The 26651-nt window shown below is 72.4% G+C and carries 24 protein-coding genes and 3 pseudogenes; 14 read left to right on the top strand and 13 right to left on the bottom strand.

The window, feature by feature from the left end:
* Window positions 1-53 precede the first annotated feature (53 nt).
* Entirely contained in the window at window positions 54-179 is a 126-nt protein-coding gene (locus RI578_RS30875; protein WP_310874128.1) for a hypothetical protein, read from the top strand.
* On the opposite strand, the pseudogene RI578_RS30870 reads toward RI578_RS30875, so the two are convergent.
* Window positions 167-1804, bottom strand: a pseudogene (locus RI578_RS30870) (IS200/IS605 family accessory protein TnpB-related protein). The gene RI578_RS30875 and the pseudogene RI578_RS30870 overlap by 13 nt on opposite strands.
* 118 nt (window positions 1805-1922) lie before the next feature.
* Window positions 1923-2137, bottom strand: a pseudogene (locus RI578_RS30865) (hypothetical protein); the annotation flags it as partial.
* A gap of 41 nt (window positions 2138-2178) precedes the next feature.
* On the opposite strand from RI578_RS30865, the pseudogene RI578_RS30860 reads away from it, so the two are divergent.
* Both RI578_RS30860 and RI578_RS30855 read left to right on the top strand, forming a co-directional pair.
* Window positions 2179-2403 (top strand): annotated as a pseudogene (locus RI578_RS30860) (nickel transporter); the annotation flags it as partial.
* A 79-nt stretch (window positions 2404-2482) separates the two neighbouring features.
* On the top strand, window positions 2483-4156 hold the full coding sequence (locus RI578_RS30855; RefSeq protein ID WP_310874127.1) for a serine/threonine-protein kinase: 1674 nt from the start codon (window positions 2483-2485) through the stop codon (window positions 4154-4156).
* Here the strand turns inward: RI578_RS30855 and RI578_RS30850 are convergent.
* Window positions 4126-4932 (bottom strand): SGNH/GDSL hydrolase family protein, encoded by an 807-nt coding sequence (locus RI578_RS30850; RefSeq protein WP_310874126.1) that lies wholly within the window; start codon window positions 4930-4932, stop codon window positions 4126-4128. The two genes, RI578_RS30855 and RI578_RS30850, sit on opposite strands and share 31 nt — an antisense overlap.
* A 619-nt stretch (window positions 4933-5551) precedes the next feature.
* Between RI578_RS30850 and RI578_RS30845 the strand changes: the two genes are divergently transcribed.
* The 5 genes from RI578_RS30845 (at window position 5552) to RI578_RS30825 (ending at window position 10227) form a co-directional block, all read left to right on the top strand.
* Window positions 5552-6430 carry a glycosyltransferase family 2 protein gene (locus tag RI578_RS30845; RefSeq protein ID WP_310874125.1) on the top strand — a complete coding sequence of 293 codons (879 nt, stop codon included), beginning with the start codon at window positions 5552-5554 and terminating at the stop codon, window positions 6428-6430.
* Complete coding sequence (locus RI578_RS30840) at window positions 6427-7428, top strand: glycosyltransferase family 2 protein (RefSeq protein WP_310874124.1); 1002 nt, start codon at window positions 6427-6429, stop codon at window positions 7426-7428. Before RI578_RS30845 ends, RI578_RS30840 begins: the two co-directional genes overlap by 4 nt.
* Entirely contained in the window at window positions 7421-8239 is an 819-nt protein-coding gene (locus RI578_RS30835) for a polysaccharide deacetylase family protein (protein WP_310874123.1), read from the top strand. Before RI578_RS30840 ends, RI578_RS30835 begins: the two co-directional genes overlap by 8 nt.
* 114 nt (window positions 8240-8353) lie before the next feature.
* Complete coding sequence (locus RI578_RS30830) at window positions 8354-9448, top strand: DUF5925 domain-containing protein (protein WP_310874122.1); 1095 nt, start codon at window positions 8354-8356, stop codon at window positions 9446-9448.
* A gap of 29 nt (window positions 9449-9477) precedes the next feature.
* Window positions 9478-10227: a DUF72 domain-containing protein gene (locus tag RI578_RS30825; RefSeq protein ID WP_310874121.1), complete on the top strand. Its 750-nt coding sequence runs from the start codon at window positions 9478-9480 to the stop codon at window positions 10225-10227.
* Window positions 10228-10322: 95 nt separating this feature from the next.
* On the opposite strand, the gene RI578_RS30820 is transcribed toward RI578_RS30825, so the two are convergent.
* Window positions 10323-10691 carry a GntR family transcriptional regulator gene (locus RI578_RS30820; RefSeq protein ID WP_310874120.1) on the bottom strand — a complete coding sequence of 123 codons (369 nt, stop codon included), beginning with the start codon at window positions 10689-10691 and terminating at the stop codon, window positions 10323-10325.
* Between the two features lie 71 nt (window positions 10692-10762).
* Between RI578_RS30820 and RI578_RS30815 the strand changes: the two genes are divergently transcribed.
* Window positions 10763-11692: a GNAT family N-acetyltransferase gene (locus RI578_RS30815; protein WP_310874119.1), complete on the top strand. Its 930-nt coding sequence runs from the start codon at window positions 10763-10765 to the stop codon at window positions 11690-11692.
* Window positions 11673-12173 carry a DUF402 domain-containing protein gene (locus tag RI578_RS30810; RefSeq protein WP_310874118.1) on the top strand — a complete coding sequence of 167 codons (501 nt, stop codon included), beginning with the start codon at window positions 11673-11675 and terminating at the stop codon, window positions 12171-12173. Before RI578_RS30815 ends, RI578_RS30810 begins: the two co-directional genes overlap by 20 nt.
* 9 nt (window positions 12174-12182) lie before the next feature.
* Here the strand turns inward: RI578_RS30810 and RI578_RS30805 are convergent, their stop codons facing one another.
* Window positions 12183-12800: a class I SAM-dependent methyltransferase gene (locus tag RI578_RS30805; protein ID WP_310874117.1), complete on the bottom strand. Its 618-nt coding sequence runs from the start codon at window positions 12798-12800 to the stop codon at window positions 12183-12185.
* A 152-nt stretch (window positions 12801-12952) separates the two neighbouring features.
* Here RI578_RS30805 and RI578_RS30800 point away from each other — a divergent pair, with 152 nt between their 5' ends.
* Window positions 12953-13087 (top strand): hypothetical protein, encoded by a 135-nt coding sequence (locus tag RI578_RS30800; protein ID WP_121746099.1) that lies wholly within the window; start codon window positions 12953-12955, stop codon window positions 13085-13087.
* A 26-nt stretch (window positions 13088-13113) separates the two neighbouring features.
* On the opposite strand, the gene RI578_RS30795 is transcribed toward RI578_RS30800, so the two are convergent.
* Window positions 13114-13599 carry a GNAT family N-acetyltransferase gene (locus RI578_RS30795; RefSeq protein ID WP_310874116.1) on the bottom strand — a complete coding sequence of 162 codons (486 nt, stop codon included), beginning with the start codon at window positions 13597-13599 and terminating at the stop codon, window positions 13114-13116.
* A gap of 177 nt (window positions 13600-13776) precedes the next feature.
* Between RI578_RS30795 and RI578_RS30790 the strand changes: the two genes are divergently transcribed.
* Window positions 13777-14850, top strand: a complete 1074-nt coding sequence (locus tag RI578_RS30790; protein WP_310874115.1) for a lytic polysaccharide monooxygenase — start codon at window positions 13777-13779, stop codon at window positions 14848-14850.
* 106 nt (window positions 14851-14956) lie between these two features.
* Here RI578_RS30790 and RI578_RS30785 read toward each other — a convergent pair whose 3' ends face one another.
* Window positions 14957-15403 carry a MarR family winged helix-turn-helix transcriptional regulator gene (locus RI578_RS30785; protein WP_310874114.1) on the bottom strand — a complete coding sequence of 149 codons (447 nt, stop codon included), beginning with the start codon at window positions 15401-15403 and terminating at the stop codon, window positions 14957-14959.
* Window positions 15404-15521: 118 nt separating this feature from the next.
* Here RI578_RS30785 and RI578_RS30780 point away from each other — a divergent pair, with 118 nt between their 5' ends.
* Window positions 15522-15896 carry a cupin domain-containing protein gene (locus RI578_RS30780; RefSeq protein ID WP_310874113.1) on the top strand — a complete coding sequence of 125 codons (375 nt, stop codon included), beginning with the start codon at window positions 15522-15524 and terminating at the stop codon, window positions 15894-15896.
* A gap of 12 nt (window positions 15897-15908) precedes the next feature.
* Here RI578_RS30780 and RI578_RS30775 read toward each other — a convergent pair whose 3' ends face one another.
* A complete protein-coding gene (locus tag RI578_RS30775; protein ID WP_310874112.1) occupies window positions 15909-16913 on the bottom strand; it encodes a DNA polymerase thumb domain-containing protein in 1005 nt (334 codons plus the stop codon).
* Window positions 16910-20458 carry a DNA polymerase III subunit alpha gene (locus RI578_RS30770; protein ID WP_310874111.1) on the bottom strand — a complete coding sequence of 1183 codons (3549 nt, stop codon included), beginning with the start codon at window positions 20456-20458 and terminating at the stop codon, window positions 16910-16912. Before RI578_RS30770 ends, RI578_RS30775 begins: the two co-directional genes overlap by 4 nt.
* 154 nt (window positions 20459-20612) lie before the next feature.
* Between RI578_RS30770 and RI578_RS30765 the strand changes: the two genes are divergently transcribed.
* The gene (locus tag RI578_RS30765; RefSeq protein WP_310874110.1) at window positions 20613-21671 is read left to right on the top strand and encodes a DUF3533 domain-containing protein; all 1059 of its coding nucleotides are present in this window, start codon (window positions 20613-20615) and stop codon (window positions 21669-21671) included.
* A gap of 127 nt (window positions 21672-21798) precedes the next feature.
* Here the strand turns inward: RI578_RS30765 and RI578_RS30760 are convergent, their stop codons facing one another.
* The 4 genes from RI578_RS30760 to RI578_RS30745 form a co-directional block, all read right to left on the bottom strand.
* Window positions 21799-22881, bottom strand: coding sequence for a S1 family peptidase (locus RI578_RS30760; RefSeq protein ID WP_310874109.1), 1083 nt, complete (start codon window positions 22879-22881; stop codon window positions 21799-21801).
* Window positions 22882-23318: 437 nt separating this feature from the next.
* Window positions 23319-24224: a S1 family peptidase gene (locus tag RI578_RS30755; protein ID WP_310874108.1), complete on the bottom strand. Its 906-nt coding sequence runs from the start codon at window positions 24222-24224 to the stop codon at window positions 23319-23321.
* Window positions 24225-24473: 249 nt separating this feature from the next.
* Entirely contained in the window at window positions 24474-25259 is a 786-nt protein-coding gene (locus RI578_RS30750; protein ID WP_310874107.1) for a DUF1684 domain-containing protein, read from the bottom strand.
* Between the two features lie 28 nt (window positions 25260-25287).
* Complete coding sequence (locus tag RI578_RS30745) at window positions 25288-26487, bottom strand: DUF5685 family protein (RefSeq protein WP_310874106.1); 1200 nt, start codon at window positions 26485-26487, stop codon at window positions 25288-25290.
* Window positions 26488-26651 lie beyond the last annotated feature (164 nt).

The raw sequence follows: 26651 nt of genomic DNA, 5'->3' as shown, positions 1-26651 counted from the left end.
GGCGGCCTCCCGCTACCTGCGGACCGAGCCTTGAAGCGAAGCGCTCCCTGGAGTTGAAGCCCAGCAATGACCAGGCCCTCGCCGACTGCGCCGCTCCCGCCGCCGCCCGGCACTACTTCGCGGAGGCGCTGGCGCACGCCGACCGCGCTCTGAAGGCGAACCGTTCCTATTCAATGTGAAGGAGAGAGTCTTGGACCCATTCCTTCTCACTGCGGACATCCCGAACGGTTTTGAGTGTCCTGGTCGCCCGTGTTCGCTCCACGTCCGGCGGCACGGATCGGTTCCGTGGTCCGGGAACGCGGGGGCGGGGTCCCTCACGCCCAGAGGTTTCGGGTGGGGCCTGGACGGTCCGATGCCCGCATCCATCGCTCTGGTGGGGACGGGGCGGTGCCGTCCGACGCCGGACTGGATACCCCTGGGCGCGTCGCCCGATCGCGATGCTCGCCGCATCGTGACGGGATGTCTTACGGGTGGTGCTGTTCAGTGGCTTCTGCCAGTGCTGGGCGCCCCACTTCGATGTGTAGGCCGGATCCACGGCGATGACCGTGATCCCCGTCTGGTCGGCCATGGAGGTCAGACGGGCGCGGAGCCGGCCGGTGGGCATACCGGAGACCAGCTGCCGGAACCGTGTGCGCCCGCCGTGCTTCTCACGGGTCTTCTCGGCGGTGAAGTCCAAGTCCTCGACGGCGACCGCCTTTGCCCCACAGGCCCGGGCCCAGTGCAGCAACCGGGTCAGGGCGTGGCGGACCTGCGCGTCACGGTGACCGGCCGGTCCGGTCACGTCGTAGGAGAACCGGCGTGGGTGCCCGACAGGGTTGCCGTGGACGTCGAGGCGCCAGGCGGCGAGGTGGTCGGCGTTCATGTCAACACCGATCACTCCCTCCGTCAGCGCCGCGGTCAGCGGAATAGTGCGGGTGACGGGCTTATGTCAGGAGCCGGTCACATACCAGCGGCCGCGTAGGGCGTCGTAGTGGATGCGGTAGGCGACAGCCCGGTTCGCCGCGACGCGGTCGGCCCATTCCTGCCCACGGTGCGCGAACCGGATCCGGCCGGTGAGGACATACCGGCCATGTGGGGCATTGGCCAACTCTTTGAGCGGCGCCGGTAGCCTGATGCTGACCTCACCATCCGGGCTGACACGGACGGTCTCATTCCCGAACCGTTTCCCGCTCTCCCCGTCCGCCTGCAAGAACCACCGTTCCGCTTCCCAGCGCTCACGCCACTGGGCCTCGGTGAGCCGGGCGGCGGGCAGGTGATGCCGGAGACGGGCCAGGCGCTTGCCGCCTCGTACGACGTGCACGGCCCCCGCCGCCCAGTCGGCGCGTGCCCGCGCCAGCCGGTCCTCCAGGACGTGCAGACGGCGGGCCTTGGCATGCCGCTCCCGCCGACTACGGTAACCACCCGGCGCCTTCTTCGAGCCCTTCTGCCCGACGGGCATCGACAGCCGCTGCCGCAGGACCCGCACTCCCGCCTCGAGAGACTGGATGTGGGCGCGGGCGCAGCGGCGGGCCAACGCCCATTGGTCGTGCGTGGCCTTGGTGATGGCACCCGCCCAGCGAGCCGACGACACCGGCGTCAGCTTTCGCTTGCGCACCGCCAACGCCCCGGCATCGTGGCCCAGGCCGTCACGGCAGCGAGCCTTCAGGTCACGAGAGGCCAACGCGCCCAGATGCGCACCCAGCCGCCGGAGCACCTCCGTATCTACCGCCGTGAGCTGCTTGAGCCGGGTACGGACCGCGACTCCCGACGGACCCAGTGCAACGAACGGCGCCGCAACCTCCCGCAGACCATCCCCCCCCCGCACCCCCGGATCAGGCCTGAAGACCCATTCACCACACCCAACGAGCAGATCCGTCAGAGGTCACATCTTCGACAGATGAACTTCCGTTCCCTCCCCTCATGCCAAAGCAGACCCCCGATCTCGTTGCCGTGGCCCGCCGGGCGTACGGCAACGCCTCTGCATCGCGGCCGCTGACATGCAGGGCGCAAGCGATGGCGTCCACGGTCTGCACGGTGCGGCGGCGGTCCCACTCGGCATGGGCCGCGCGCAGCCCCGCGCCCTTGTCGCCGTGGTCGGCGGCGAGGGCGGTTCCAGGTCGACGTTGACGCCGCCGGGCCGGGCGAGCGCCGTCGACGCGGGCTCCGCAGCCGTACGCTCGATCGTCATATGGCTCGGCACTGCTCGCGTACGGCGTCGGGCTCGCCCTCACCCTCACCGCGGCCGGTGTCGCGGTCGTGCGGCTCAGCGGCGGCGCGAGCCGCCTGCTGCGCCGGCGTCCCCGGTGGACGTCGGGCCCGCTGGCCGGGCTGGTGCGCCGGGCCACTCCCCCCCGGGTCGGCGTTCGTGGTGGTGGTCCTCGGGGCCGGATTGGTGTTCAGGGGGCCGCATCCGCCCTCGGCTGAGCTACTTTTGGGATGCATGCGGGAGTGATCCGGGCCCGTTCCCGGGAAATGTCCGCGCGAGACCTCATAGGGGGCGCCGGTGTCCGGAGAACCCGGCGGTGAGCGCGTGATCGACGGCCGCTACCGCCTCCTGTCCCCCCTCGGCGAGGGCGGCATGGGCACGGTGTGGCGCGCCCGCGACGAGGTGCTGCACCGTGAGGTCGCCGTCAAGGAGGTGCGCGCGCCCGCCGGGTTGCCGGAGACCGATGTGCGCCGGATGTACGCGCGGCTGGAGCGCGAGGCGTGGGCCGCCGCCCGGGTCGCCCACCACAACGTGGTCACGGTGTACGACGTGGCCACCGACGACGGTCGGCCCTGGATCGTGATGGAGCTGGTCCGCGGGCTGTCGCTGGCCGACCTGCTGGAGGCCGAGGGCCCGCTGGAACCGCCGCGGGCCGCGCGTATCGGTGCCGAGGTGCTGGCCGCGCTGCGGGCCGCGCACGGGGCGGGGGTGCTGCACCGGGACGTGAAACCGGCCAACGTGCTGCTGTCGAACGACGGCCGGGTGGTGCTCACCGACTTCGGGATCGCCATGGTCGAGGGGAGTTCGGCGCTGACCATGACCGGCGAGGTCATCGGCTCGCCCGAGTTCCTCGCTCCGGAACGGGCGCTGGGCCGCACGCCCGGTCCCGAGTCCGACCTCTGGTCGCTGGGCGTGCTGCTCTACGCGGCGGTCGAGGGCGCCTCGCCCTTCCGTCAGGACACCCCGCTGAGCACCCTGCGGGCGATCGTCGACGAGGAGTTGCCGCCGCCGCACCTGGCCGGTGCGCTCGCGCCCGTCATCGAGGGCCTGCTGCGCAAGGACCCGGCGGAACGGCTCCCGGCCGAGCGTGCCGAGCGGGAACTGCGGATCCTGGGCGCCGGAGGCGGCGCGCCGCCCGCGGACACGTTGCCGGCCGGCGCGTACGCCCCGACCGTCGCGGCTCGTCCGGAACCGGTCCGGCCGACTCCGCCGATGCCGATGCCGATGCCGGGGCCAGGGTCGGCGGCTGCGACGGCCGCCCGGTCCGCACCCACCTCGCCCGGGGGCCGGGACCGGCGCGCGCGTGCGGTGCTGGTCCTGGGGCTGGTGGTGCTCGCGCTCGCACTGGCCGGACTGACGTACGCGCTGCTGAACCGCTCGGACGGCGGGGGCGGTACGGAGGGTTCGGGCGGGAGCCAGGACCCTGGGGCGAGTTCGGCCGCGCCGAGCCGGACGGAGTCGAGTGAGGAGCCGAGCCCGTCGGCCTCCTCCGGCAGCCACAGCACGGAGAGCAGTCCCGCACCGCAGTCGGTGAAGGTCTCCGTGGCGGGCTCGCACACCGAGTACTCGGGGGTCTGTCCTCCGCCGCACGACCGGGCGCCCGCCTTCACGGCGACGTTCACGGTGGGGCGGCTGCCCGCGCGGCTCGGCTACCGCTGGGTGACGGAGGACGGGTCGGTCTCCGACCCGGGGTGGAAGACGTTGTCCTTCCCCGCGGGAGGTGACCGCTCACGACAGGACACGGTCGTCGTGACGACGAACGACGACAGCGGCACGTTCGAGAGTGCCGTCCGCGTGGAGGTGCGGTCTCCGGTGGAGGCCACGTCGAACTCGGTGGCGTTCTCCGTGGCCTGTGGGACGGGGACGGAGACGGAGACGGGGGGAGAGACCCCGACGGGCGGGGCCTCCCCCTCCTCTTCTCCTTCTCCTTCCGCTTCCGGTCAGGCGGCGCCGTTGAGGACCGGCAGGTAGCCGCCGGACTGGCCGGCCGCGGTCGGGTGGTACGACTCGCCGATGTTGAGCCAGTTCACGCTGTGCAGCCAGGAGCTGCCGGAGCAGATCTCATGGCCGGTGAAGGTGGGACGTACGTCGCCGAAGGTGAAGCCGTGGTCGGCGGCGCGCTTGGCGATGGCGGTGTTGAGGTGGTCGGAGGCGTCGTTGATGGCCTTCCGCTTGGTCTCGGAGAGGCCGATGCAGGAGGTGCCGAGCTGGTAGAAGCGCGGGTAGCCGATGACGACGACGTGGGCGCTGGGCGCCTTGCCGCGGATGGCCGAGTAGACGCTGTCGAGGTTGCCGGGCAGCGTCGAGTCGACGTACGCCTTCGCGGTGGCGATCCGCGACAGGCAGGAGCTGTCGGACTGGAGCACACACGCCGTCATGACGTCGGCGAAGCCGGCGTCGTTGCCGCCGACGCTGATCGAGACCAGGCCGGTGGCGGAGCTGAGCGGGCCGAGCTGTCCGGCGAGAACATCACCCGTTCGCGCGCCGGCACAGGCGGTGAAGTCGAACGACGAGGGTGAGTTGGCGGCGGCCCACAGGTACGGATGGGCCTTCGTGCTGCGCTTGCAGTCGCCGCTGGAGGCGATGTAGCTGCCCGCTCCGACCCCGGAGGAGTAGGAGTCGCCGAGCGCCACATAGCCCTCGGCGGCGGCTTGTTGGGCCGCCTGAGCGGTCGCGGCCCCGGTGAGGGCGGCGCCGGCGGCGAGGAGGAGTGAACTCAGGAAGCCGACAAGTCGGGAACGTCTCATGGAACCTCCTTTAGCAGGATCTCCGCTACGACCGTGGTAGCGACTACGCGCGTCGACAGGAAGTGTCCATGCCAAGAAATGGCTGACAGTCATTCAATATCGGACGAAAGTCAGCGCGAACGCCAGTGCGCCCTTGACGCTCTCCTGCGCGCTGCGTCACATTGAGGCCCGGCATCTTGGGCTTCGGGGGGCAAAGCGGAACGGTCCGGGGGACCGAACGCCGCGCGAAAACGCCCCGCAAGAAGAACGGATGACGGCAAACCAACAAAAACGTGAGACCTGGTTCCAGGTCTTGCCATACGGGTTCAATCGTCAATACCGTCATACATCTCCCGCATCGGTACGTCGGCAAGCGGCTCAGGGGAGGGCTCGAGGCCGCGGCGGACCGGGGCGGGACGCGCGGTAGGGGGGTGCCGTGCTCGGTGACCGCATCGGTGACCGGGCCGTGCCGCGCAGTCGGCTGCCGTTTCTTTCCGGCGTCGACAGGCTTCGCCAGCTCACCTGGCACGCACGGAGATCCATGCCGTCGCGCCGTGGGTGATAACCCCCCTTTCGAACCGGATACAGAGCCGGACCGCCCCTGGGGCGGGCGGTCCGCCGGACGAGAGGGAACAGACTCATGAGCTCAGTCCTGCAGCCGGCGTCGACGGGCAACGATCCGTCAGCCGATCAGACTTCCGATCCGTCACCGGCCGAGAAGTACCGGCCCGTCTCCTCGCATCTGGCGATAGCCCCGCCGGTGAGCGTGGTGATACCCGCCATGAACGAGGCGGAGAACCTTCCCTACGTCTTCAAGACACTGCCCGACTGGATCCACGAGGTCGTCCTCGTGGACGGCAACTCCACCGACGACACCGTCCGGGTCGCCCGGGAGCTGTGGCCGGACGTCAAGGTCGTCGAGCAGCGCGGCAAGGGCAAGGGGGACGCGCTGATCACCGGCTTCAAGGCGTGCACCGGCGACATCATCGTGATGGTCGACGCCGACGGTTCGGCCGACGGCCAGGAGATCGTGTCCTACGTCTCCGCGCTCGTCTCCGGCGCCGACTTCGCCAAGGGCTCCCGCTTCGCCAACGGCGGCGGCACCGACGACATGACCTTCATCCGCAAGCTCGGCAACCGCGCCCTGTGCGCGGTGGTCAACCGGAAGTTCGGCGCCCGCTACACCGACCTCTGCTACGGCTACAACGCCTTCTGGCGGCACTGCCTGGACAAGATCGACCTCGACTGCACCGGCTTCGAGGTGGAGACCCTGATGAACATCCGGGTCGTCAAGGCCGGCCTGAAGGTCCAGGAGATACCCAGCCACGAGTACCTGCGCATCCACGGCGTCAGCAACCTGCGCGCCGTGCGGGACGGGCTGCGGGTGCTCAGAGTCATCCTCGACGAGCGCTCCAACCGGCGCGCGCTGCGCAGCCGTACGCACGCGCCGACGCTCGCCTCGGTCGGCTCGGCCACCCCCGTCGCCCCGGTCGTCCCGGTCCGGAGGAAGGCGTCTTGAGCGGTACCGACGCCCCCCTCACGATCTCCGTCGTGATCTGCGTCTACACCGAGGACCGCTGGGAGGACATCCTCGCGGCGGTCTCCTCGGTGCGGGCGCAGTCCCACCCGGCCCGGGAGACGCTGCTGGTCGTCGACCACAACGAAGCGCTCCGGGACCGGCTGCTGAAGGAGTACAAGGAGACGCGGGAGGTGCGGGTGCTCGCCAACGCGGGCCCCCGCGGCCTGTCCGCCGGACGCAACACCGGCATCGCCGCCTCGCGCGGGGAGGTGATCGCCTTCCTCGACGACGACGCCGTGGCCGAGCGCGACTGGCTGCGGCACTTCGCCGAGGGGTACGCCGACCCGGCCGTCGTCGCCGTCGGCGGGCGCACGGTGCCGATCTGGGCGTCGGGGCGCCGGCCCGACTGGTTCCCGGAGGAGTTCGACTGGGTGGTGGGCTGCACGTACCGGGGTCTGCCGCCCGGCCGGGTCCGGGTGCGCAACGTGCTGGGCGGCAACGCCTCCTTCCGGCGCGAGGCGTTCGACGCGGCGGGCGGCTTCGCCACCGGCATCGGACGCGACGGCGACAAGCGCCCGCTGGGCTGCGAGGAGACCGAGCTGTGCATCCGGCTCACCCGCGCCCGGCCCGACGCCGTGCTGCTGATCGACGACCGGGCGGTGATCCACCACCGGGTGCCCGAGGTGCGCGAGCACTTCGGTTACTTCCGCACCCGCGCCTACGCCGAGGGCCTGTCCAAGGCCCTGGTGGCGCGCAGCGTCGGCGCCGGCAAGGGCCTGGAGTCCGAACGCCGGTACGCCACCCGGGTCCTGCCGGCCGGTGTGGTGCGCGGGCTGCGCGACGCCGTGCTGGCCCGGCCGGGCGGCGCGGGACGGGCGGGCGCGATCGTCGCCGGCGTGCTCACGGCGGCGGGCGGCTACGTGGTGGGGAGCGTACGGGCGCGGCGCGGCGGGGCGACGTTCTCCGTGGCGCCGGTCGAGGGGGGCGCGCATGGCTGAGGAGTACGAGGAGTACGACGCGCGCGTGCCGATCCTCATGTACCACGCGGTCGCGGCCGACCCGAACGACGCGACCCGCGTGCTGTCGGTGACCCCGGAGGCGTTCGCCGAGCAGATGGCGGCGATCGCCGACCGGGGCAGCACCCCGATCGGCACCGCGGAGCTGGCCGCCGCATGGCGCTCCGGCCGGCCGCTGCCGAAACGGCCCGTCCTCATCACCTTCGACGACGGCTACGAGGGGGTGCACCGGCACGCCCTGCCCGCCCTGGCCAAGCACGGCTTCCCGGCCACCCTGTTCGTCACGACCGGCTGGCTGCGCGGCCCGTACGACACCGGGGGCGCCCTGGACACGATGCTGGACTGGGACCAGGTCCGCGAACTGGCCGCCGGCGGCGTGGAGATCGGCGGGCACAGCCACACCCACCCGCAGCTCGACCAACTCGGCGAGCAGCGGTTGCGGTTCGAGCTGATCCACTGCAAGGAGATCGTCGCCGACCAACTGGGCTCCGTACCGGCCTCGTTCGCCTACCCCTACGGGTACTCCGACCGCCGGGTGCGGCGGGCGGTTCGGGAGACGGGGTACGCGCAGGCGCTCGCCGTCGGCAACGGCCTGGCGCGCCGCGCCCAGGGGCCGTACGCCCTGCGCCGGGTCACCGTGCGCAGGAGCACGGGGCCCGACGAGTTCGCCCGGCTGGTCGAGGGCCGCGCGATCGCCCGTACCTTCGCCCGGGACCGGACCCTCACCAAGGGGTACGCCGTGCTCCGCAGGACACGGCAGGTGCGGGGGCGGGTGTCGGGGGCCGGTGCCTGAACCGCCGGCCGCCCTACCGCCGGCCGCCCGGTCACCGGCCGCCGCGTGCCGTCCTTGCCGCGTGTGCCCGGGAAACCGGGTGCACGCGGCGGCCGTGTGCCGGATCATGGCGGCATGTCCGTGAACCCGCACGAGGCCCTGCCGATCCGGCTCAACGTCGACGACAGCGACTCCCCGTCCGATGTCGTCGACGCGCTGTTCCTCGGCCGTTTCGCCACGGGCGAGCAGCCGTACTCGCACGCGGCGAACATCGACCGCGTACGGTCCGGTGCGACGCTGCTGCCACCCGGCGCGCGCGTGCTCCGGATCGCCCGCGACGACGACCGCAGCGCGACGCTGGCGGAGGGCGACGGCTGGACGCTGCTGATCTCGCGCTGGAACCGGGGCGCCGACGTCACGGTGACGGCGACCAGCGCCGACCTGGCCGAGAAGGTGCTCGGCGACGCGACGGACGGCGCGGCGGACGAGCCCGAGCCGCAGCCGGAGAACGTGACGATGGGCTTCTGGTACGTCTCCCCGCGGCGCGGCCCGCACCGCACCACCCGGCAGATCTCCGCGGGCACCTGGGACGAGGTCCGGGCCAACTACACGGCCCCGGTCGCGGACGCCATGGACGGCCTGATGAAGACGACCCCCGAGGACATCGCGGGCCGGCTGCTGCTCCTGCACGGGCCGCCCGGCACCGGCAAGACGTCGGCGCTGCGCACGCTCGCCCGGTCCTGGCGGGACTGGTGCCAGGTGGACTGCGTCCTCGACCCCGAGCGCCTCTTCTCCGACGTGGGCTACCTGATGGACATCGCCATCGGCGAGGAGGACTCGGCGGGCAAGGGCCGCTGGCGGCTGCTGTTGCTGGAGGACTGCGACGAGCTGATCCGCGGCGAGGCCAAGCACACGGCGGGCCAGGCGCTCTCCCGGCTGCTGAACCTCACGGACGGGCTGCTCGGCCAGGGCCGCAACGTCCTGGTCGGCGTCACCACCAACGAGGACCTGGAACGCCTCCACCCCGCCGTCGTCCGTCCCGGCCGCTGCCTGGCCCGCATCGAGGTCGGCCCGCTGACCCGCCGGGAGGCGGTGGACTGGCTCGGCACCGAGGAGGGGGTGGGCCGCCAGGGCGCGACGCTGGCGGAGCTGTACGCGCTGCGCCGGGGCACCTCGCCGACCTCGCTGCCGGAGCCGCGGGACGGCGCGGAGGCCGGACTGTACCTGTAGCAGGGGCGGTCGGGTGTTTTGATGGGGGTATGACCCTGTTCGTCGGCACGTCGGGCTGGCAGTACCGGGACTGGCGGGACGTCCTGTACCCGCCCGGCCTGCCCGTCCGGCTGTGGCTGGAACGGTACGCGGCCGGCTTCGCGACGGTCGAGATCAACAACGCGTTCTACCGGCTGCCGTCGCGGGAGACCTTCGAGGCGTGGCGGGACCGGGTGCCGGCGGACTTCGTGGTCGCGGTGAAGGCGAGCCGCTACCTCACCCACATCAAGCGGCTGCGGGACCCCGAGGAACCGGTCGACCGCCTGATGACCCACGCGGCCGGTCTGGGCGACCGCCTCGGCCCGGTCCTGCTGCAGCTCCCGCCGACCCTGCGCGGCGACGCGGCCCTCCTGGACGCCTGTCTCGCCTGCTTCCCGCCCGGCACCCGGGTCGCGGTGGAACCCCGGCACGAGTCCTGGTGGACGCCCGAGGTGCGGGAGGTCCTCACGGCGCGGGGCGCCGCACTGTGCTGGGCCGACGTCCGGGCCCGCCCGGTCGCCCCGCTGTGGCGCACCACCGACTGGGGCTACGTCCGCTTCCACCAGGGGCGAGCCGCCGCCTGGCCGCACTACGGCCGCCGGTCCCTGGCGACCTGGGTCCAGCGCATCCGGGACGTCTGGCCCCAACAGGACGTCTACGCGTACTTCAACAACGACCCGAACGCGGCAGCGGTGAGCGACGCACAGACTTTCGCCAGACTGGCCCGTACTTGTGGACTCACGGTCACTCGAACCCCCTAGGGGCGCGGGGCTGAGACATTGTGCGGCTCCGCCGCGCGGGCGCGACAAGCCACGACGCACCCGCAGACAAGAACAGGCCCCCGCCAGAACGGCGCTCACCCCCCGTAGGCCACCCGCAGGGCATCCCGCACCGCGGCCTCCGCATCCCCCTCCGAAACACCGAGCCTCCGCGCTCGCGACGCATACTCCTGCGCGGCGGACGCCACCTCCCGCTCGGCGGCAGAACCCGCGGCAGCGACGAACGTCCCGTTGCGCCCCCGCGTCTCGATCACCCCGTCCCCCTCCAGCGCCCGGTACGCCTTGGCGACCGTGTTCGCGGCGAGCCCCAGGGACTCCGCCAGCCCACGCACGGTCGGCAGCCGGTACCCGACCGGCAGCGCCCCCGATCGCGCCTGTTCGGAGATCTGCGCGCGCACCTGCTCGTAGGGCGGGGCACCGTCGTCGATGTAGATCTTCAAGGTCACGCGGCGATTGTCCCGCATCCCCCGGAAAATGAGAGGCATCCGACCACCCACCCGCCGTAGCGTGCGCTCACATGACCGTTCTTGTGCGCGACCTGCGTCCCGACGATCCGGCCGACGCCACGGCCTTCGCTCATGTCCGGCACGCCGCCCTGCCGTTCATCCTGTGGACGACCGAGGCCGTCGTCCACCGGCTCGTCCACACCCACCCGGACGCCCGGAGCCGGTCCCTCGTCGCGGAGGAGAACGGGGAGATGATCGGCACGGCCCAGGTCGGGCTGGTGCACGACAGCCCGGAACCCGGCCAGGCGTACCTCAACATCTACGTCCACCCGGACCGACTCCGGCGCGGTGCCGGCGGTCTGCTGGTGCGTACGGCCGAGGAGTACCTGGCCACCGAGGGGGCGACGAAGCTGTTCGCCTGGGTGCTGGACGAGCCCGGCAACCTGGCCTTCGCCGAGCGGCACGGCTACGCACGTCGGCGCTCCGCCCACTTCCTCCGCATCGACCTGGCGAACGGCACGCTCCCGCCCCTGCCGTCCCCTCCCCCGGGCGTCGAACTGCGCACCGCCGCCGACTTCGCCGACGACCCCCGCCCGATGTTCGAGCTGGACGCGGAGACGCTGGAGGACGAACCGAGCGATGTCGACGTCCAGTTCACGGACTACGAGGCCTGGCTCGCCGAGACCTGGCGGCATCCGCTGCTGAACCGTGAACTGACCACGGTCGCGGTCGTCGACGGCCGCCCCGTCGCCTTCAGCGTCGCCTACACCGACGGCGGCACCCGCTATTCGACCGCGATGACCGGCACGGTCCGTTCCCACCGCGGCCGGGGTCTCGCCAAGCTCACCAAGACCGACTCCCTGTACCGGGCCCGCGCCGCCGGCTACACGGAGGCGCTCACCGGAAACGACACCGACAACGCTCCGATGCTCGCCATCAACAAGTGGCTCGGGTACGAGGTCTGCGGGACGGAGGTGCGCCATGTCCGCGAACTCGGCTGAGTCGCCGACCAGGGTGGACGTCGTCCTGGTCAAGGCGGGCCGTACGAAGATCCGGTACGCGAGCGAGTTGCTGCACGACGACGGCACCCGCCTGGCGGTCCGCGCCCCCTGGGCCGGCGCCGGCGTCCGCGACTTCGGCTTCGTGCGCTTCGAGGCGGGCGACGTCTTCACCGAGTACTACTGGCGCGACCGGTGGTACTCGGTGAAAGAGGTCCGGACGGCAGCCGGCCTGCTCAAGGGCTGGTACTGCGACATCACCCGCCCCGCCGTACTGACCGGCACGGAGCTGGTCGTGGAGGACCTCGACCTGGACCTGTGGCGCTCCGCGGACGGCACGGACGTACTGCGTCTCGACGAGGACGAATTCGCCGAGAGCGGCCTGCCGGAGCGAGACCCCGCCGCCGCGTCCGCCGCCGTGATCGCACTGAACGAACTGGAGCGACTGGCCCGCGGGGACGGATTCACGAGCCTGTTGGACTAGGGCCTGTCCTCACTCGGGCATCGCGATCACCGCGTACCGCTCGTCCGCCACCTCTCTCCCCCACAGCGACGGGTCGTCCGACAGCCGTTCCACGCGCGTCGCACCGGCGAGCGGGGCGAGGAGGGAGGTGAGCCGGTGGGAAGCCATACCGACCGGGGCGACGCTCCCCCACACGCCCTCGACCAGGACCAGCCGCCCTCCGGGGCGCAGCAACTCCCGCCAGTGCCGCAGCACCCGGCCGGGGTCGGGCAGCGTCCACAGCACGTGCCGGACCAGCACGACGTCGAAGCGCTGCTCGCCCACCGGCGGTGCCGCGGCGTCACCGGTGAGGAACACCGCGTCACGGCCGGCGAGTTTGGCCCTGGCCAGCGCCACCATGGCCGGGGACAGATCGACGCCGGTGACGCGGTGTCCCTGTTCAGCCGCGAGGAGCGACAGACTGCCGGTGCCGCACCCCAGGTCGAGAACGTCGCCGGGCCGCGCGGGCAGCCAGGACGCCAGTCGGACCGCCCAGGCCCGGCGCACGTGCGCGTCGCGCAGACCGTGGTCCGGGTCGTCGTCGAAGGTGGCGGCCTCCGCGTCCCAGTCGATACTCGACGGAGTCGTCTCGTCACTGTGGTTCGCCATGCCGCCAAGAGTGACACCCGCCACTGACAACGGGATCGGGACACCGGATCGTGACAACCGCCACTGACAGGTATGCATCGATGAGTAAGTCTCGGGGAAAGGGTCTACCTCCGTGAGAACGCGGAACCCGGTGGATCCGTAAGGAGGCAGCCATGCGCCGTCTGACCGTGCAGAAGCCCCTGAAGAAGACCGACGCCCGCCGAGTCCGTGAGGAGGCCGACGAGCGCCCCTCGGGACGCCCGGAGGTCCGCAAGGACATCGCGCGCACCTGGTGGCCGGACAACTGACCGGGCCGGTCACGCCATGAGACGTGTCAGAGCAGCCGCTTACGGTAGTGGACGCGGTCGTAGGGCCCGTCCACTCGGCGTTCCACGACCTCGTACCCGTACTTCGGGTAGATCTCCTGGTTCTCCCACATCAACGCGTTCGTGTAGAGCCTGACCTCGGGCAGGCCCAGCGCACGCGCGTGTGCGTCCACGAACCGCAGCAGCCGCCGCCCCACGCCCCTGCCGTGCGCGTCGGGGTGGACGGCGACGCTGTCGAGGAAGAGGTGGTCGGGGAACGCCTCCAGGACCACCAGGCCCACTGGACCCACTGGGCCCGCGAGGCCCGCTGCGGGCTCGCCCGTGGCTTCCGCGACGAACACCTTCCCCGCGGCCACGTTCGCCGCGTGATCGGCCTCCATCGGCTGCGGCACCACCCCGATGCGCTCGATGTAGGGGCGGTACGCGGCGTCGGTGACCGCCTTCACCGCCGGTAGGTCGGCGGCCGTCGCCGGCCGGATCCGCTCTTCTGTCATGGCTCGAACGGTAGCTACCTCAGCGCAGCCTGAGCACTCCCTTAACGCGACCATAAGGATCTCCGTCACCCGTCGCCAGCAGGCGATTCCACGGTTTCTTGGGGCTAGTTTGCTGATCACCCCCACGGGTTCACGGCCCAAGTCCCACGTCCCCAGTGACCGTTCGAGGAGTTCCCCATGCCCGCACCGTCCGCGTCCCGCAAGGTCGCCGCCCTCGCCGTCGCCGGCCTCGCCCCGCTCGCCCTGACCACGCTGGCCGCCGCTCCCGCGGCCGCGCACGGTTCGATGGGCGACCCGGTCAGCCGAGTGTCGCAGTGTCACGCCGAGGGCCCGGAGAGCCCGAAGTCGGACGCGTGCAAGGCGGCGGTCGCGGCGGGCGGCACGCAGGCGCTCTACGACTGGAACGGCATCCGCATCGGCAACGCCGCCGGCAAGCACCAGGAGCTGATCCCGGACGGCAAGCTGTGCAGCGCCAACGACCCGGCCTTCAAGGGGATGGACCTGGCCCGCGCCGACTGGCCCGCGACCAGTGTGAGCAGCGGCTCGTACACCTTCAAGTACCGCGTGACGGCCCCGCACAAGGGCACCTTCAAGGTGTACATCACCAAGCCCGGTTACGACCCGGCCGAGCCGCTGGGCTGGGGCGACCTGGACCTGTCCGCACCGGTCGCCACGGTCACCGACCCGGCCGCCTCCGGCGGTTTCTACACCTTCTCCGGGTCCCTCCCCGAGCGTTCCGGCAAGCACCTGCTGTACGCGGTGTGGCAGCGCTCGGACAGCCCGGAGGCGTTCTACTCCTGCTCCGACATCGCCTTCGGCGGCGACAACGGCGCTGCCGGGAGCGGCGACTCCGCGAAGGGCGACTCCGCGGGCGGTGCCGCCCCGGCCGCCTCCGCTCCGTCCGAGGAGCAGATCGCGGCCGCGGCCGACAAGTCGACGATCGAGCACCACGGCCACGGCGACCAGGACGCCGGGACGACGACGGACCCGACGGGCCCGGCCGCCCCGGACGAGGCTGCGGCCGAGGCAGCGGCAGGGGCGGCGGAGGACACCGCGACGCCGGCCGCCGGTGGGGAGCCCAACCAGGTCAAGGCCGCCGGCGCGGGCACCGAGAACCTCGCCGAGACCGGCGGGGACAGCACCACGCCCTACATCGCCGTCGGTGGCGCCGCCGCCCTGGCAGTCGGCGCGGCCGTGCTGTTCGCGTCGGTCCGCCGGCGGGCCACGGCCGGGGGCCGGCACAGCGGCTGACCCAGGACACGGGGGAAACGCGGGGCCTGTCCGGCGGCTCAGACCGGACAGGCCCCGCTCGGCGTGCCGTGCGCCTCGCCGGCCGAAGACCGCGGGCAGCAGAGGCTCACCAGGCGGGCCGCACGGGCCCGTTGGGCGCGACCCGCAGCAGACGGTCACGCAGCGCGTGGACCTCGCCCTCACCGAGCACGTCGACCCACGCGCGCACGGCCTCCGCCGCCGCCTCCTCCGCGGCCCTCGTGCAGGCCCAGCCCGACTCGGTCAGCACGACCAGCCGGGCCCGCGCGTCGGCGGGGTGCGGCCGGCGTTCGGCGTACCCCTTGCGGACCAGCTCGTCGACGAGCTGGCTGGCGGCCTGCTTGGTCATCCCGAGATGCGCGGCGAGGTCGGTGACCGTCGCGCCGTCGGGGGCCAGCCGGGCGAAGGCGAATCCGTGCGCGGGCCGCAGCCCTTCGAAGCCACGGGCGACGACACCCTCGTGGATGCGCTGCGTGAGCCCACCCGCGGCGGCGAGCACGGCGGCGGACAGGGCCATGGCGTCGGAGTTCTGCACGGGGGCATTGAAACACCCTTGACGTATTGGTCAAGCACCTTGACCATAGAGGCCGACAAGATGGTCAAGCCACTTGACCAAAAGGGCTTGACCAGACCCCCGCCGGCAGGAGTCCGCCATGCCCGTCGTCCGCTCGTCCGAAGCCGTGACCCACGAGATCCACGGCGCCCGTTTCGTCTCGTACGCCACCCCGCGCAGCGGCAGCAAGGAGCTGTGCGCCTGGCGGGGCGAGATCCCGGCGGGCACGAAGGCGCCCGCGCACACCGTCAACCGGGAGGAGATCTTCCACCTGCTCACCGGCGAACTGCTGATCACCCTCGACGGCCGCACCGAGCGCGTCACCGCGGGCGACACGGTGATCATCAACCCGGGGGCGACCCTCGCCGTCGAGAACCCCACCGACCGGACCGCGACGTCCTGGGTCACCACCTCCGTCGGCCTGGAGGCCGAGCTGGCCGACGGCACCCGGATCACTCCCCCGTGGGCCAACTGACCCGCGGGGGCCTCACGCCGCCAGCGACCCCGGCATCACCGCCCTCGGCCCGAACTTCGCCCGCGCGCGGTCCGCGACCTCCTCGATCCGGCGGACCTTCTCGTCCACGGGGTCGAAGGTGAGCTGGTGGGAGGCCTGCTCGGCGGAGGCCAGACCCTCGGCGCGCAGGGCGATCGAGCGGACCCGGGCACGCTGGAGGCCGAGCGCCTCGTACATGTCGTACGCGGCCCGCGTCAGCGCCGCCGAGTGCGCGGTCGGCTCCTTCAGGGTGCGGCTGCGGGTCGTGGCGGAGCGGTCGGCGTAGCGCACGGTGAGGGTGAGGGAACGGCACACCTTGTCCACGGCGCGCAGCCGGGCGCCCAGCTCCTCGGTGGCCGAGAGCAGGGCACGGCGGTGCCGGGCGGGGTCCAGTTCGTCGCGGTCGAAGGGGCGGTCGGCGGCCAGAATGGGGGTCCCCCCGCTCGAGCGAAGCCGAGAGTGGGGGAGGGAGACGCCGTTGGGGACGACCCGGCCGCGGTCGACACCGTTCGCCTTCTCATGCAGCTCGCGGCCGGTCCTCGCGCCGACGAGGCGCTGGAGTGTGGACAGGGGCGCGGCGGCGACCCGGCCGAGGGTGTCGAGGCCGTACTCGCACAGCGTGCGGGCGGTCGCGGTGCCGACGCCGGGCAGCGCGGCGACGGGCTTCCCGGCGAGGAACTCCGCCACCGCCCCCTCCGGCACCGCGCGGGTCAGCCCGGGGCGGGCGTCCCGCAGCGCCATGCGGGCCGGCATCGGGCTCGGTCCGGCGCCGATCACGCAGTCGACGCCGTACAGCGCGAGGGCGCGGACGCGGATCACCGAGGCCAGTTCCACGGCGTCGCGCCCGAAGTACCGCTCGGCGCCCCGCAGATCGGCCAGCGCCCCGTCCGGCGGCAGCGCCTCGACGACCGGCGTGAACTCCTCCAGCAATCCGAGCAGCTGGGGCAGGGCCGCCTCGTACATCGGCGGCAGCTGGAAACGTACGCAGAGAATGGTCATCCCGCACTCCCCGGACTCTGGTGCCACAACTTCCTTCCCACCGCGGGCCCTTCGCCCGCGGGGCGCAGATCGGCCCATGGATGCATCTCGTACCCCGTGGGCATGCGGATGCGCCGTTGTTCCATCGGGTCCTGGGCCGCGGAACCCGTCGGCGCCGGCTGCCCGTCCGAACCGGCGAGGCGTCTGCGCGTCGGTCCGTCCTCGGGATCGTCGCCCTGGCTTGTGCCCGTACCGGCCAGCCGGGCCGCGACGCCCTCCAGCCCCTCCTCCCGGCGCACCTCCAGCAGGTCGGCGAGGTTCCAGGCGGCGGAGCCCACGACGCTGAGGCTGCGCGGGCCGCGCCGCTGCACCACTCCGCGCACCAGCAGTAGCCAGGAGTGGAAGACGGTGTGCGCGCAGGCGTCGTGCGAGTCGTCGAAGAAGGCTAGGTCGACCAGGCCGGTGCCGTCGTCGAGGGTGGAGAAGATGACTCGGCGGCCGGAGCGGATCGGCGGTGTCTGGGTGGCCGCCTTGGCGCCCGCGACCAGCACCGTCTCCCCGTGCCGGGCCTCGCGCAGCCGCTTGGCCGACATGACGCCCAGCTCGTTCAGGAAGGTGCGGTGGTCGTCCATCAGGTTGCGCGAGGCGTCCATGGAGAGCACGCCCAGCTCGGCGCTGAGCTTCTCCGCCGAGGTGAGGTCGGGCAGCCCGGCGGAGGCGGTCCTGCGTCCGCCGGACAGGGGGAGCTGGTCGCCGCGTCCGGCGCGGGCGCCGCGGTGCAGCTCGGTCAGGTGCAGTTGCAGGTCACGGCGGTTGGCGCCGAACGCGTCCAGCGCGCCGACCTGGGCGAGCCGTCCGGCCAGCGGCCTGCTGGGGCGGGCCCGTTCCCAGAAGTCGAGCAGGGAGGCGTACGGCTGTCCCTCGGCGATCCGCTCCGCCTCGGCCTCGCTGATGCCGTGCACGTCCAGGAGGGCGAGACGGAGGCCCCACACCTTCGCCCGACGCGGAGATTCAGACACCAGTTCGACCCTGTGTGCGACCCCCGACTTGTTCACGTCCAACGGCAGGATCGGCACCCCGCGCCGCCGCGCGTCCGCCAGCAGCAGCCGCTTGGGGTACATGCCGGGGTCGTGCGTGAGCAGACCGGCGTAGAAGGCGGCCGGGTGATGGGCCTTCAGCCACGCCGACTGGTACGTCGGCACGGCGAAGGCGACGGCGTGCGCCTTGCAGAAGCCGTACGAGCCGAAGGCCTCGACGATCTCCCAGGTCCGCTGAATCGTTTCCGCGTCGTACCCGTTCGCCGTCGCGTGCTGCGCGAACCACACCTTGATCCGCCCCTGCGACTCCGGGTCGGACAGCCCCCGCCGTACCCGGTCCGCCTCGCCGCGTCCGCAGCCGGTCATGATGTCCACGATGTCGATGATCTGCTCGTGGAAGACGACGACTCCGTACGTGCCCTTCAGAGGCTCCGACAGGTCCTCGTGCGGGTAGCGCACCGGCGCCCGCCCGTGCCTGGCCTCGATGAACGGCCGCACCATGTCGGCGGCGACCGGACCGGGCCTGAAGAGCGAGATGTCGACGACGAGATCGTGGAAAGTGGCCGGCTGGAGCCTTCCGACCAGGTCCCGCTGCCCCGGCGACTCGATCTGGAAGCAGCCCAGCGTCTCGGCGGAGCGGATCATCCGGTACGTCGCCGGATCGCCGTCCGGCACCGCGTCCAGGTCGACCTCGGCGCCCGACGCCCGCTTCACCTCGGCGACCGCGTGCGCCATCGCCGACTGCATCCGCACGCCGAGCACGTCCAGCTTGAGCAGCCCGAGGTCCTCGACGTCGTCCTTGTCGAACTGCGCCATGGGGAAGCCCTCGCCGCTGGTCGGCATGACCGGCGTACGGGAGAGCAGGGAGGCGTCGGAGAGCAGCACTCCGCAGGGGTGCATGGCGACGCCGCGCGGGAGGGCGTCGAGGCCCTCCACCAGCTCCCAGAGCCTGCCGTACCGCCCCCCTCCTTCCCGCCGGGATTCCCCCGCCAGTTCCTTGAGTTCGGGCAGCTCCTCCAGGGCCGCGCGGGCGTCGCGGGCGCGGATGTGCGGGAAGGACTTGGCGACGCGGTCGATCTCGGCCGGGTCCATGGACAGCGCGGCGCCGACGTCGCGGATGGCGTGGCGCACGCGGTACGTCTCCGGCATGGCGACCGTGGCGACCCGCTCGGTGCCGAAGCGGCCGATGATCGCGCGGTAGACCTCCAGTCGGCGCGCGGACTCCACGTCGATGTCGATGTCGGGCAGCACCACCCGCTCCCTGGACAGGAAGCGCTCCATCAGCAGCCCGTGCTCGACCGGGTCGGCGTGCGCGATGCCGAGGAGGTGGTTGACGAGCGAGCCCGCGCCGGAGCCGCGCGCCGCGACCCGGATGCCCATGTCCCGTACGTCGTCCACGACCTGGGCGACGGTGAGGAAGTACGAGGCGAAGCCGTGGTGGGCGATGATGTCCAGCTCGTGGTGCATCCGCTCCCAGTAGTGCCGCGCACCGGGTGAACGGTCGTAGCCGCGCCGCACCATGCCCGCCGCCGCCCGGGAGGCGAGCGCGCGCTGGGCGGTGCGGCGGCCGGCGCCCACGAGGTGCGGTTCGGGGAAGTGGACGGCGCCCATGCCGAGGTCGTCCTCCGGGTCGACCAGGCACTCGGCGGCCGTCGCCCGCGTCTGCTCCAGCAGGCGGTGGGCCGTGTCGCGCCGGAAGCCCGCGGACTCGACGATCCGCTCGGCGGCGTGCCGCATGGCATCCGCGTCCTTGAGCCAGGCCTCGCCGGAGTCCAGTTCCTTGGTGGCGTCGATCGGGACCAGGCGGCGGGCGGCGTCCAGGACGTCGGCGACCGGGCCCTGGCCGGGGTCCGCGTAGCGGACGGCGTTGGCGAGCACCGGCCGGATGCCCTGCTCGGCGGCGAAGCCGACGGTGCGGGCGGCCAGGCGCAGGGAGCCGGGGCCGGTCCCTTCACGGCCGTGCCAGACGGCCTCCAGCCGCAGGGCGTCGCCGTAGACCTCCCGCCAGGGGGCGAGGAGCCGCGCCGCGCGGTCGGGGCGGCCGGCGGCGAGGGCGCGGCCGACGTCGGAGTCGGGGCCGAGCAGGACGGTCAGGCCGTCGGCGTGGTTGTCGGCCCAGGAGAGCAGGGGCGTGTCCGGCGCGGTGTGGGCGGCGGACACCAGCCGGCACAGGTCGGCCCAGCCGCGTGCGCCGTCCCGGGCGAGGAAGGTCACCCGCGGGGCCGACTCGTCGACGAAGGCGCCTCCACGCACGGGGACGCGGCGCCGGTCCCGGCGTACGGAGGTCTCCGTGCGGTCCGCTTCGGGCTGGGGGGCGGCCACCGCCAGCTCCGCGCCGAACAGCGGGCGGACGCCCGCCTTCGCGCAGGCCTTGGCGAAGCGGACCGTGCCCGCGAGGGTGTCGCGGTCGGTGAGGGTGAGGGCGTCCATGCCCCGCTCGGCGGCACGCTCGGCCAGCCGCTCCGGGTGGGAGGCGCCGTAGCGCGCGGAGAACCCGGAGACGGTGTGCAGATGCGTGAAACCCGGCACACGCACCTCCCGATCCCATGAACCCGACGCGCTTATCGAACGTCTGTTCCCAACTACCTCACCCCCACCATAGACCAATTTTCGAATGCGTGTGCGACATCCGTTCGGCCCCGCCCCACCTGCGCAAACGCCCGTCGGCCCGGACCGTGGGGACATGTCGCACACCCCGGTCACCGACCGTCGCAGCGGCTCCTTCCTCGGTGAGGTGAAGGACGCCGTCACCCCGCGGGCCACCCTGCTCGTGCTCGGCGTGATCGCGCTCCAGCTGCTGTTCATCGCCTCCTACGTGGGGGCGCTGCACGACCCGAAGCCGAGGGACGTGCCCTTCGGGGTGGTCGCGCCCCCGGCGGCCGCCGAGCAGACGGTGGGCAGGCTGGAGCGGCTGCCCGGGTCGCCGCTGGATCCGCGCACGGTGGCCGACGCGGCGAGCGCCCGGAAGCAGATCATGAACCGGGAGATCGACGGCGCCCTGGTCGTCGATCCCTCCGGCCGCACCGACACCCTGCTGGTCGCCTCCGGCGGCGGGACCGTCCTCGCCACCACCCTGGAGGGCCTGGTCGCCAAGGTGGAGCAGGCCGAGGGCCGCACGGTGCGGACCGTCGACGTGGCGCCGGCCTCGCCCCAGGACTTCGACGGGCTGTCGTCCTTCTACCTGGTCGTGGGCTGGTGCGTGGGCGGCTATCTGTGCGCCTCGATCCTGGCGATCAGCACCGGCGCCCGGCCCGCCAACCCGCGTCGCGCGGCGATCCGGCTGATCGTGATGGCGCTGGTGTCGATCGTCGGCGGACTCGGCGGCGCGGTGATCATCGGGCCGGTCCTGGGCGCGCTGCCCGGCAGTGTGGTGGACCTGTGGGGGCTGGGCGCGCTGATCACCTTCGCGGTGGGCGCCGCCACGCTCGCCCTCCAGGGCGTCTTCGGGATCGTCGGCATCGGGCTGGCGATCCTGCTGGTGGTGATCGCGGGCAACCCGAGCGCGGGCGGCGCCTTCCCGCTGCCGATGCTGCCGCCGTTCTGGAAGGAGATCGGCCCGTGGCTGCCACCGGGCGCGGGCACCTGGGCGGCCCGCTCGATCGCCTACTTCAAGGGCAACGACACGACCGTCTCCCTGCTGGTGCTGTGGGCGTGGGCGGTCGCGGGGACGGTCATCACGATCCTGGCGGCCGCACTGCGCCGCAGGCGGCAGGAGGCGGAGCTGCCGACGCAGGCCGGCTGACCCGCAGGCCGGCTGACCCGCGGTCCGGCTGACCCGCGGGCCGGCCGGACCGCCGTACGCACGCGAGCACGCGGAAGTCCCGCCCCTCGCGCGCGGGACGGGACTTCTGCTTGCGATGCGGGTGCGCTCAGCCGATCTGCGTACCGGTGGCCGACAGGGCCTCCGTCACCGACTGGAAGAAGGTCTCGCCGCCCGAGGTGCAGTCGCCGCTGCCGCCGGAGGTGAGGCCGACGGCCTTGTCGCCCGAGAAGAGCGAGCCGCCGCTGTCGCCGGGCTCGGCGCAGACGTCGGTCTGGATCAGGCCGTTGACGATGTCGCCGTTGCCGTAGTTCACGGTGGCGTCCAGGCCGGTGACCGTGCCGGAGTGCACCTGGGTGGTGGAGCCGCTGCGGGTCACCTCCATGCCGACGGTGGCGTCGGCGGCACCCGAGATGGCCTGCGAGGAGCCGTTGTAGAGGTTGACCTCGCTCGGGTGGTCCACCTGGCCGGTGTACTTGACCAGGCCGTAGTCGTTGTCAGGGAAGCTGGACGTCACGTTGTCGCCGAGCTGGTTGCCGGAGGAGTCCTGCCAGCTGGTGATGCCCTCGGTGCAGTGACCGGCGGTCAGGAAGTGCGGCTCCCCGCCCTTGGTCACGTTGAAGCCGAGCGAGCAGCGGCCGCTGCCGTCGGTGATGGCGTCGCCGCCCGCGATGAAGGGCTTGTACTCACCCTTGGTCCGCTTGAGCTCGGCCTTGGCGCCGAGCCCGTCGACCACCTTGGTCAGCTTGGCCCACTCGGCCTTCGAGACCGTGCGGTCGGCGGTGACGACGACCTTGTTGGTGGTCGGGTCGGTCGCCCAGGAGGTGCCCGGGATGGTGGCGTCCTCGGTGAGGGTGGTGCGGGCGCTCTTCAGCTCGGCGAGCGAGTTCTCGACGACTCTCGCCTCGGCGCCGGCCTCCTCGACGGTCTGCGCGGCGGCTTCGTCGAGCACGTTGACGACGAGGCTCTTCGCCTGCGCGTCGTAGTACGTGCCCGCCGCGTCGGTGCCGAGGTCGCCGAGCAGCGTGGAGGCGAGCTTTCCGGCCGCCGTGACCGACAGGGTCTCGGGGGCGGAGGCCTGCGGGGCCTCGCTGGCGTTCGCACTCTGGAAGGTGACTCCCGCGGCGACCAGTGCGGTGATACCCGCACCTACGACTGCGGCACGCCGCCTGGGTATGCGTCGGTGCTTCAACTCACGTCCTCCTGTGGGGGGTCGGCCCGGGAGATTGTGGGGACCTCACGGGCCGGAAGGCTGGTTGACGAGCGCTAACTCTTCCAACCCCACAGGGGGCACACAAGGTCGACTTCAGGACGTGCGCACGACAACTTCAGCGCGCACACACGCCCTTCACCATTCATGTCCCTTCCAGCAGGATTCGCGCGGCGAACACTCCAGCAAACGCTACGAGCGAGTAACCGGGGACCGGGCGACAAGGTCTGGCCATGTCTTGAATTCGCCCCTTGCGCTGCGGCCTCCGAGTGTGCGTCTACACGCGGTGGCGGCACCGGTCCTCGCAAAGGGGAGGACGAAGGGCGGACAAAGGGGAGCCCCCGCACACCGGTTGGTGTGCGGGGGCTCGTCGTGCTGCCGGCTGCGCTTCGGTGTACGGACCGATACGGACCGACGGACTAGTAGACGCTGACGCCGTAGGCGCTCAGGGCCTCCGTGACCGGCTGGAAGAACGTCGTACCGCCGGATCGGCAGTTGCCGCTGCCGCCGGAGGTGAGACCGTACGCGGTGCCGTTGCTGCCGTAGAGCGGACCACCCGAGTCGCCGGGCTCGGCGCAGACCGTGGTCTGGATCAGCCCGCCGACGACGTCGCCGCCGCCGTAGTTGACGGTGGCGTTCAGGGCGGTGACCCGGCCGCTGTGGGTGCCGGTGGTGGAACCGTCACGGATGACGGTGGTGCCCACGCTCGGAGTGGCCGCACGGGTGATGTCCACGCCGTTCGCGGTGCCGGGCCGGCTGACGGAGCCGGAGTACCGCACGATGCCGTAGTCGTTGCCCGGGAAGCTGGAGCCGGCCGTCGAGCCGATGACCGAGGTGCGCCCGGAGTTGGAGTACCAGGTGCCGGCGCCGTCGGTGCAGTGACCGGCGGTCAGGAAGTACTCGGCGCCGCTGCTGCTGCGGACGTTGAAGCCCAGGGAGCAGCGCCAGCTGCTCGCGTAGATGGCATCGCCGCCCTGGATGAGCTTGTTGAACGTGCCGGGGGTGCGCTTGATCGTGAGCGCGCCGGCCTTGTCGCCGGCCTGCTCCTTGATCTTCGCGATCTCGGCCTGGGAGACCGTGCTGTCGACCGTGAGAAGCACCCGGCCGGACTTGCTGTCGACGGCCCAGGCGGTGCCCGGGACGTCGGCCTGGAGCACCGCGCCGCTGGCACTGTTGAGCTCGGCGGCGCTGAAGGTGGCCGGGGTGGGTGCGGCGTTCGCGCTGGGGATCGCGATCGCGGCCGCGGCCACGAGGCCGGAGGATACGGCGATCAGCCGAGTCCGTCTCGTGATGCCGCTGCGGGGGGTGGTGCGCTTGATCCTCACTTTTCGTTCCTCCACAAAGGAAGTCGGGGGCCCTCTTGTGGGGTTGGGGGCCCGTGAGGCGCAGCCAGGGATGGACGCCCGGGTTCCGGATGCGTCGTGGCCCTGACAAGCGCTGAGGTTGGAGTATTCGGCCGAACGACCGGTCGGCGCAAGAGTGCCTTTCGGCCGTCAATCTTTGAACGACCTTTGTACGACCTCTGTGCGACCGCTGAGAGACTCTTCGACGACCTTCACCAACCCCGGCGGCGCTCAGCGCAGTTCGCGCTCCCCCGCCTCGATGCGGACGTCCAGGGTGTTCCCCGGCGGCGGGAAGGGACAGACGAAGTGGTCGGCGAACGCGCACGGCGGCAGCAGCGCGCGGTTGAGGTCCACGACCGTACGGCCCTCGGCGTCCGGCGCGGCCGGGCGCAGGAACCGGAAGCGGTAACTGGTGCTCCCGCTGGTGGCGTCGGCGAAGACGGCCCACAGCGAGCCGTCCGCCTCCACGCTCACCTGGAGCGTCAGGTGCCGCCCCTCCAGGGTGAAGGCCAGTTCACCGCCGAGACCGAGCCCGCGCTCCCGCCCGTCCGCGTTCGGCACCCGCACACTGCGCAGCCCGGTGTCGTACGGCGTGAAGTGCCCCGGCACCGACCAGCGCGGGTCGTAGGGCGTGGCCGCGATGCCCCGGAACGCCCGGCGCGCCCCGGCGGCCGGATCGAAGTCGCGCACGCCCCAGGCGCCCTCGCGCAGCAGGACGACGATCCGCCGCTCGCCGCAGGCCACCCGGGCCGCGCTCGCCGGTCCCGGGTCGGCCGTGAGCCGTACCTCGCCGTCGAGGGGCCGCCCGTCCACGGTGAGCCCGTCCGCCCCGGTGGCCGTCAGCAGTACCGCGTCGCCGTCCGCCGTCCAGTTCCCGGGGATGTCCGGAAGTTGCCCGTCCGGATAGTCCGCCGTCCAGTACGTGCCGGTCAGCGCGAGGGGCCCATAGGGCGCCGACACCGCCGCGATGCGCTGCTCGTGCCACCGCTTCCACTCGTCGGATGCGTCCGTCGTCATGGAGACAACCCTCGCACAACGGACCGCCTCAGCAGCTGCACCCGCAGTCGCAGCCGTCGCACCCGCACCCGTCGTCACCGCAGCAGTTGCCGCAGCACTCGCAGCAACTGCAGCAGTCACCGCATCCACTGCAGTCGTAGTTGGTGCACGAGCCCTCCCTGGGCTCCCCGCTCCAGGGGTCGTGGTACGTGCCGCAGCACAGCTGGCACGTACAGGCCAGCCCCAGCCATACGGCACACCCCGCGAGCAGCCCGCGCCGGTCGCGGCGGGGCGGCTCCGGAGGCGTCGGTCCGCCCGGCCCACCCGGGGCCCCCGGGGTGCCGGGCGGGGCGTACGGGTGGCTGCCGTGGGCGCAGGAGACGGTGCCGAAGGCGCGGTCGACGGAGTTGCCCAGCTCGTGCACGAGCAGCCGGTGCACCAGCCGGCCGTCACCGAACTCGGCCTCGCGCAGTGCGAGCCGCACCCCGCGCACGGCGTCGTCCGCCAGCCGCCGGGCCTCCGCGAGCGGGGTCCCGGTGGCGGTGAGCGGGTTCCAGGCGCCCGACGCGGCGTCAGCTTCCTTGTCCTCCACGGCGTCGAGGAGATGGGCGAGCCGGCCGAAGAGGCGTCCCGCCTCGGCGAGCGGCTCCGCGTTGTACGGCCGCCCGGCGAGGTACGCGGTGTGCGCGAACGCGGCCGCGGTCGCCGTCTCGGTCGGCTCGGTGACGGTGAGCAGGGGCGTGCCGGGCCCGGCGAGCGCCTCGATGCCGCCCTGCCGGTCGACGGCGTCGACCAGTACGCCGGTGTCGAACCCGACGGCACTGCCGCCGCGCGCTCCGGCCGCGTCCCAGCCCGTGGCGACCCGGCGGGCGGCGAGGGCCACCGGCCGGCGGGCCAGCAGCCCGTCCCCGTCGGCGACGTGGTCACGCACCTTGGCCGAGGCCAGCACCAGGGAGACCGCCGCCGCGAGCCGGGCGCCCTCACCGTGCGCGACGGACGCGGTGCGCATCCCGCGCAGCGGACACGGCCCGGCCTTGCGCCGCCCGGCGCCCCCGCCGGTCCCGGCCCCGCCGTGGGCCTGAGCCTCCGTCAAAACCGATATGAGAAGCCCGTCATAGTTCGTCACGATCCGCGCGAACTGTCCATGGTCCTTGCGCAGCGCGAGACACAACCCGCACAAATGCGCCATCCACTGGCTCGTGAGGCTTTCTCCGAGCCGGTGCCTGCACGGCCTGACGATTCCGAACACGACATTCCCCCGTGGTGCGTACGACGTTGAGCTGCGGCATCGTATCGATCGCCGCGTTCACCCGTACGCACCCTCCCTCACCCGTGTGCCGGGAAGAATCATATTTCACTCACAGTCAGCATCCGTTTGGGAAAGGACCCTTGGGACACAAGGACTCTCGACGG

It is taken from the genome of Streptomyces sp. BB1-1-1 (genome assembly GCF_031597775.1).
Classification (GTDB): Bacteria; Actinomycetota; Actinomycetes; order Streptomycetales; family Streptomycetaceae; genus Streptomyces; species Streptomyces thinghirensis.
The sequence above is the reverse complement of the archived record's forward strand: the minus strand, read 5'-3'. Positions and strand labels throughout refer to the sequence as shown.

Excerpts from the sequence above, each read along its gene's own strand:
- RI578_RS30795 (WP_310874116.1), bottom strand. The coding sequence starts at position 13,599 with ATGACAGAAGAGCGGATCCGGCCGGCGACGGCCGCCGACCTACCGGCG.
- RI578_RS30750 (WP_310874107.1), bottom strand. The coding sequence starts at position 25,259 with ATGACGACGGACGCATCCGACGAGTGGAAGCGGTGGCACGAGCAGCGC.
- RI578_RS30775 (WP_310874112.1), bottom strand. The coding sequence starts at position 16,913 with ATGACCATTCTCTGCGTACGTTTCCAGCTGCCGCCGATGTACGAGGCG.
- RI578_RS30825 (WP_310874121.1), top strand. The coding sequence starts at position 9,478 with ATGACCCTGTTCGTCGGCACGTCGGGCTGGCAGTACCGGGACTGGCGG.
- RI578_RS30805 (WP_310874117.1), bottom strand. The coding sequence starts at position 12,800 with ATGGCGAACCACAGTGACGAGACGACTCCGTCGAGTATCGACTGGGAC.
- RI578_RS30810 (WP_310874118.1), top strand. The coding sequence starts at position 11,673 with ATGTCCGCGAACTCGGCTGAGTCGCCGACCAGGGTGGACGTCGTCCTG.
- RI578_RS30830 (WP_310874122.1), top strand. The coding sequence starts at position 8,354 with ATGTCCGTGAACCCGCACGAGGCCCTGCCGATCCGGCTCAACGTCGAC.
- RI578_RS30835 (WP_310874123.1), top strand. The coding sequence starts at position 7,421 with ATGGCTGAGGAGTACGAGGAGTACGACGCGCGCGTGCCGATCCTCATG.
- RI578_RS30845 (WP_310874125.1), top strand. The coding sequence starts at position 5,552 with ATGAGCTCAGTCCTGCAGCCGGCGTCGACGGGCAACGATCCGTCAGCC.
- RI578_RS30780 (WP_310874113.1), top strand. The coding sequence starts at position 15,522 with ATGCCCGTCGTCCGCTCGTCCGAAGCCGTGACCCACGAGATCCACGGC.
- RI578_RS30790 (WP_310874115.1), top strand. The coding sequence starts at position 13,777 with ATGCCCGCACCGTCCGCGTCCCGCAAGGTCGCCGCCCTCGCCGTCGCC.
- RI578_RS30765 (WP_310874110.1), top strand. The coding sequence starts at position 20,613 with ATGTCGCACACCCCGGTCACCGACCGTCGCAGCGGCTCCTTCCTCGGT.
- RI578_RS30850 (WP_310874126.1), bottom strand. The coding sequence starts at position 4,932 with ATGAGACGTTCCCGACTTGTCGGCTTCCTGAGTTCACTCCTCCTCGCC.
- RI578_RS30815 (WP_310874119.1), top strand. The coding sequence starts at position 10,763 with ATGACCGTTCTTGTGCGCGACCTGCGTCCCGACGATCCGGCCGACGCC.
- RI578_RS30800 (WP_121746099.1), top strand. The coding sequence starts at position 12,953 with ATGCGCCGTCTGACCGTGCAGAAGCCCCTGAAGAAGACCGACGCCCGC.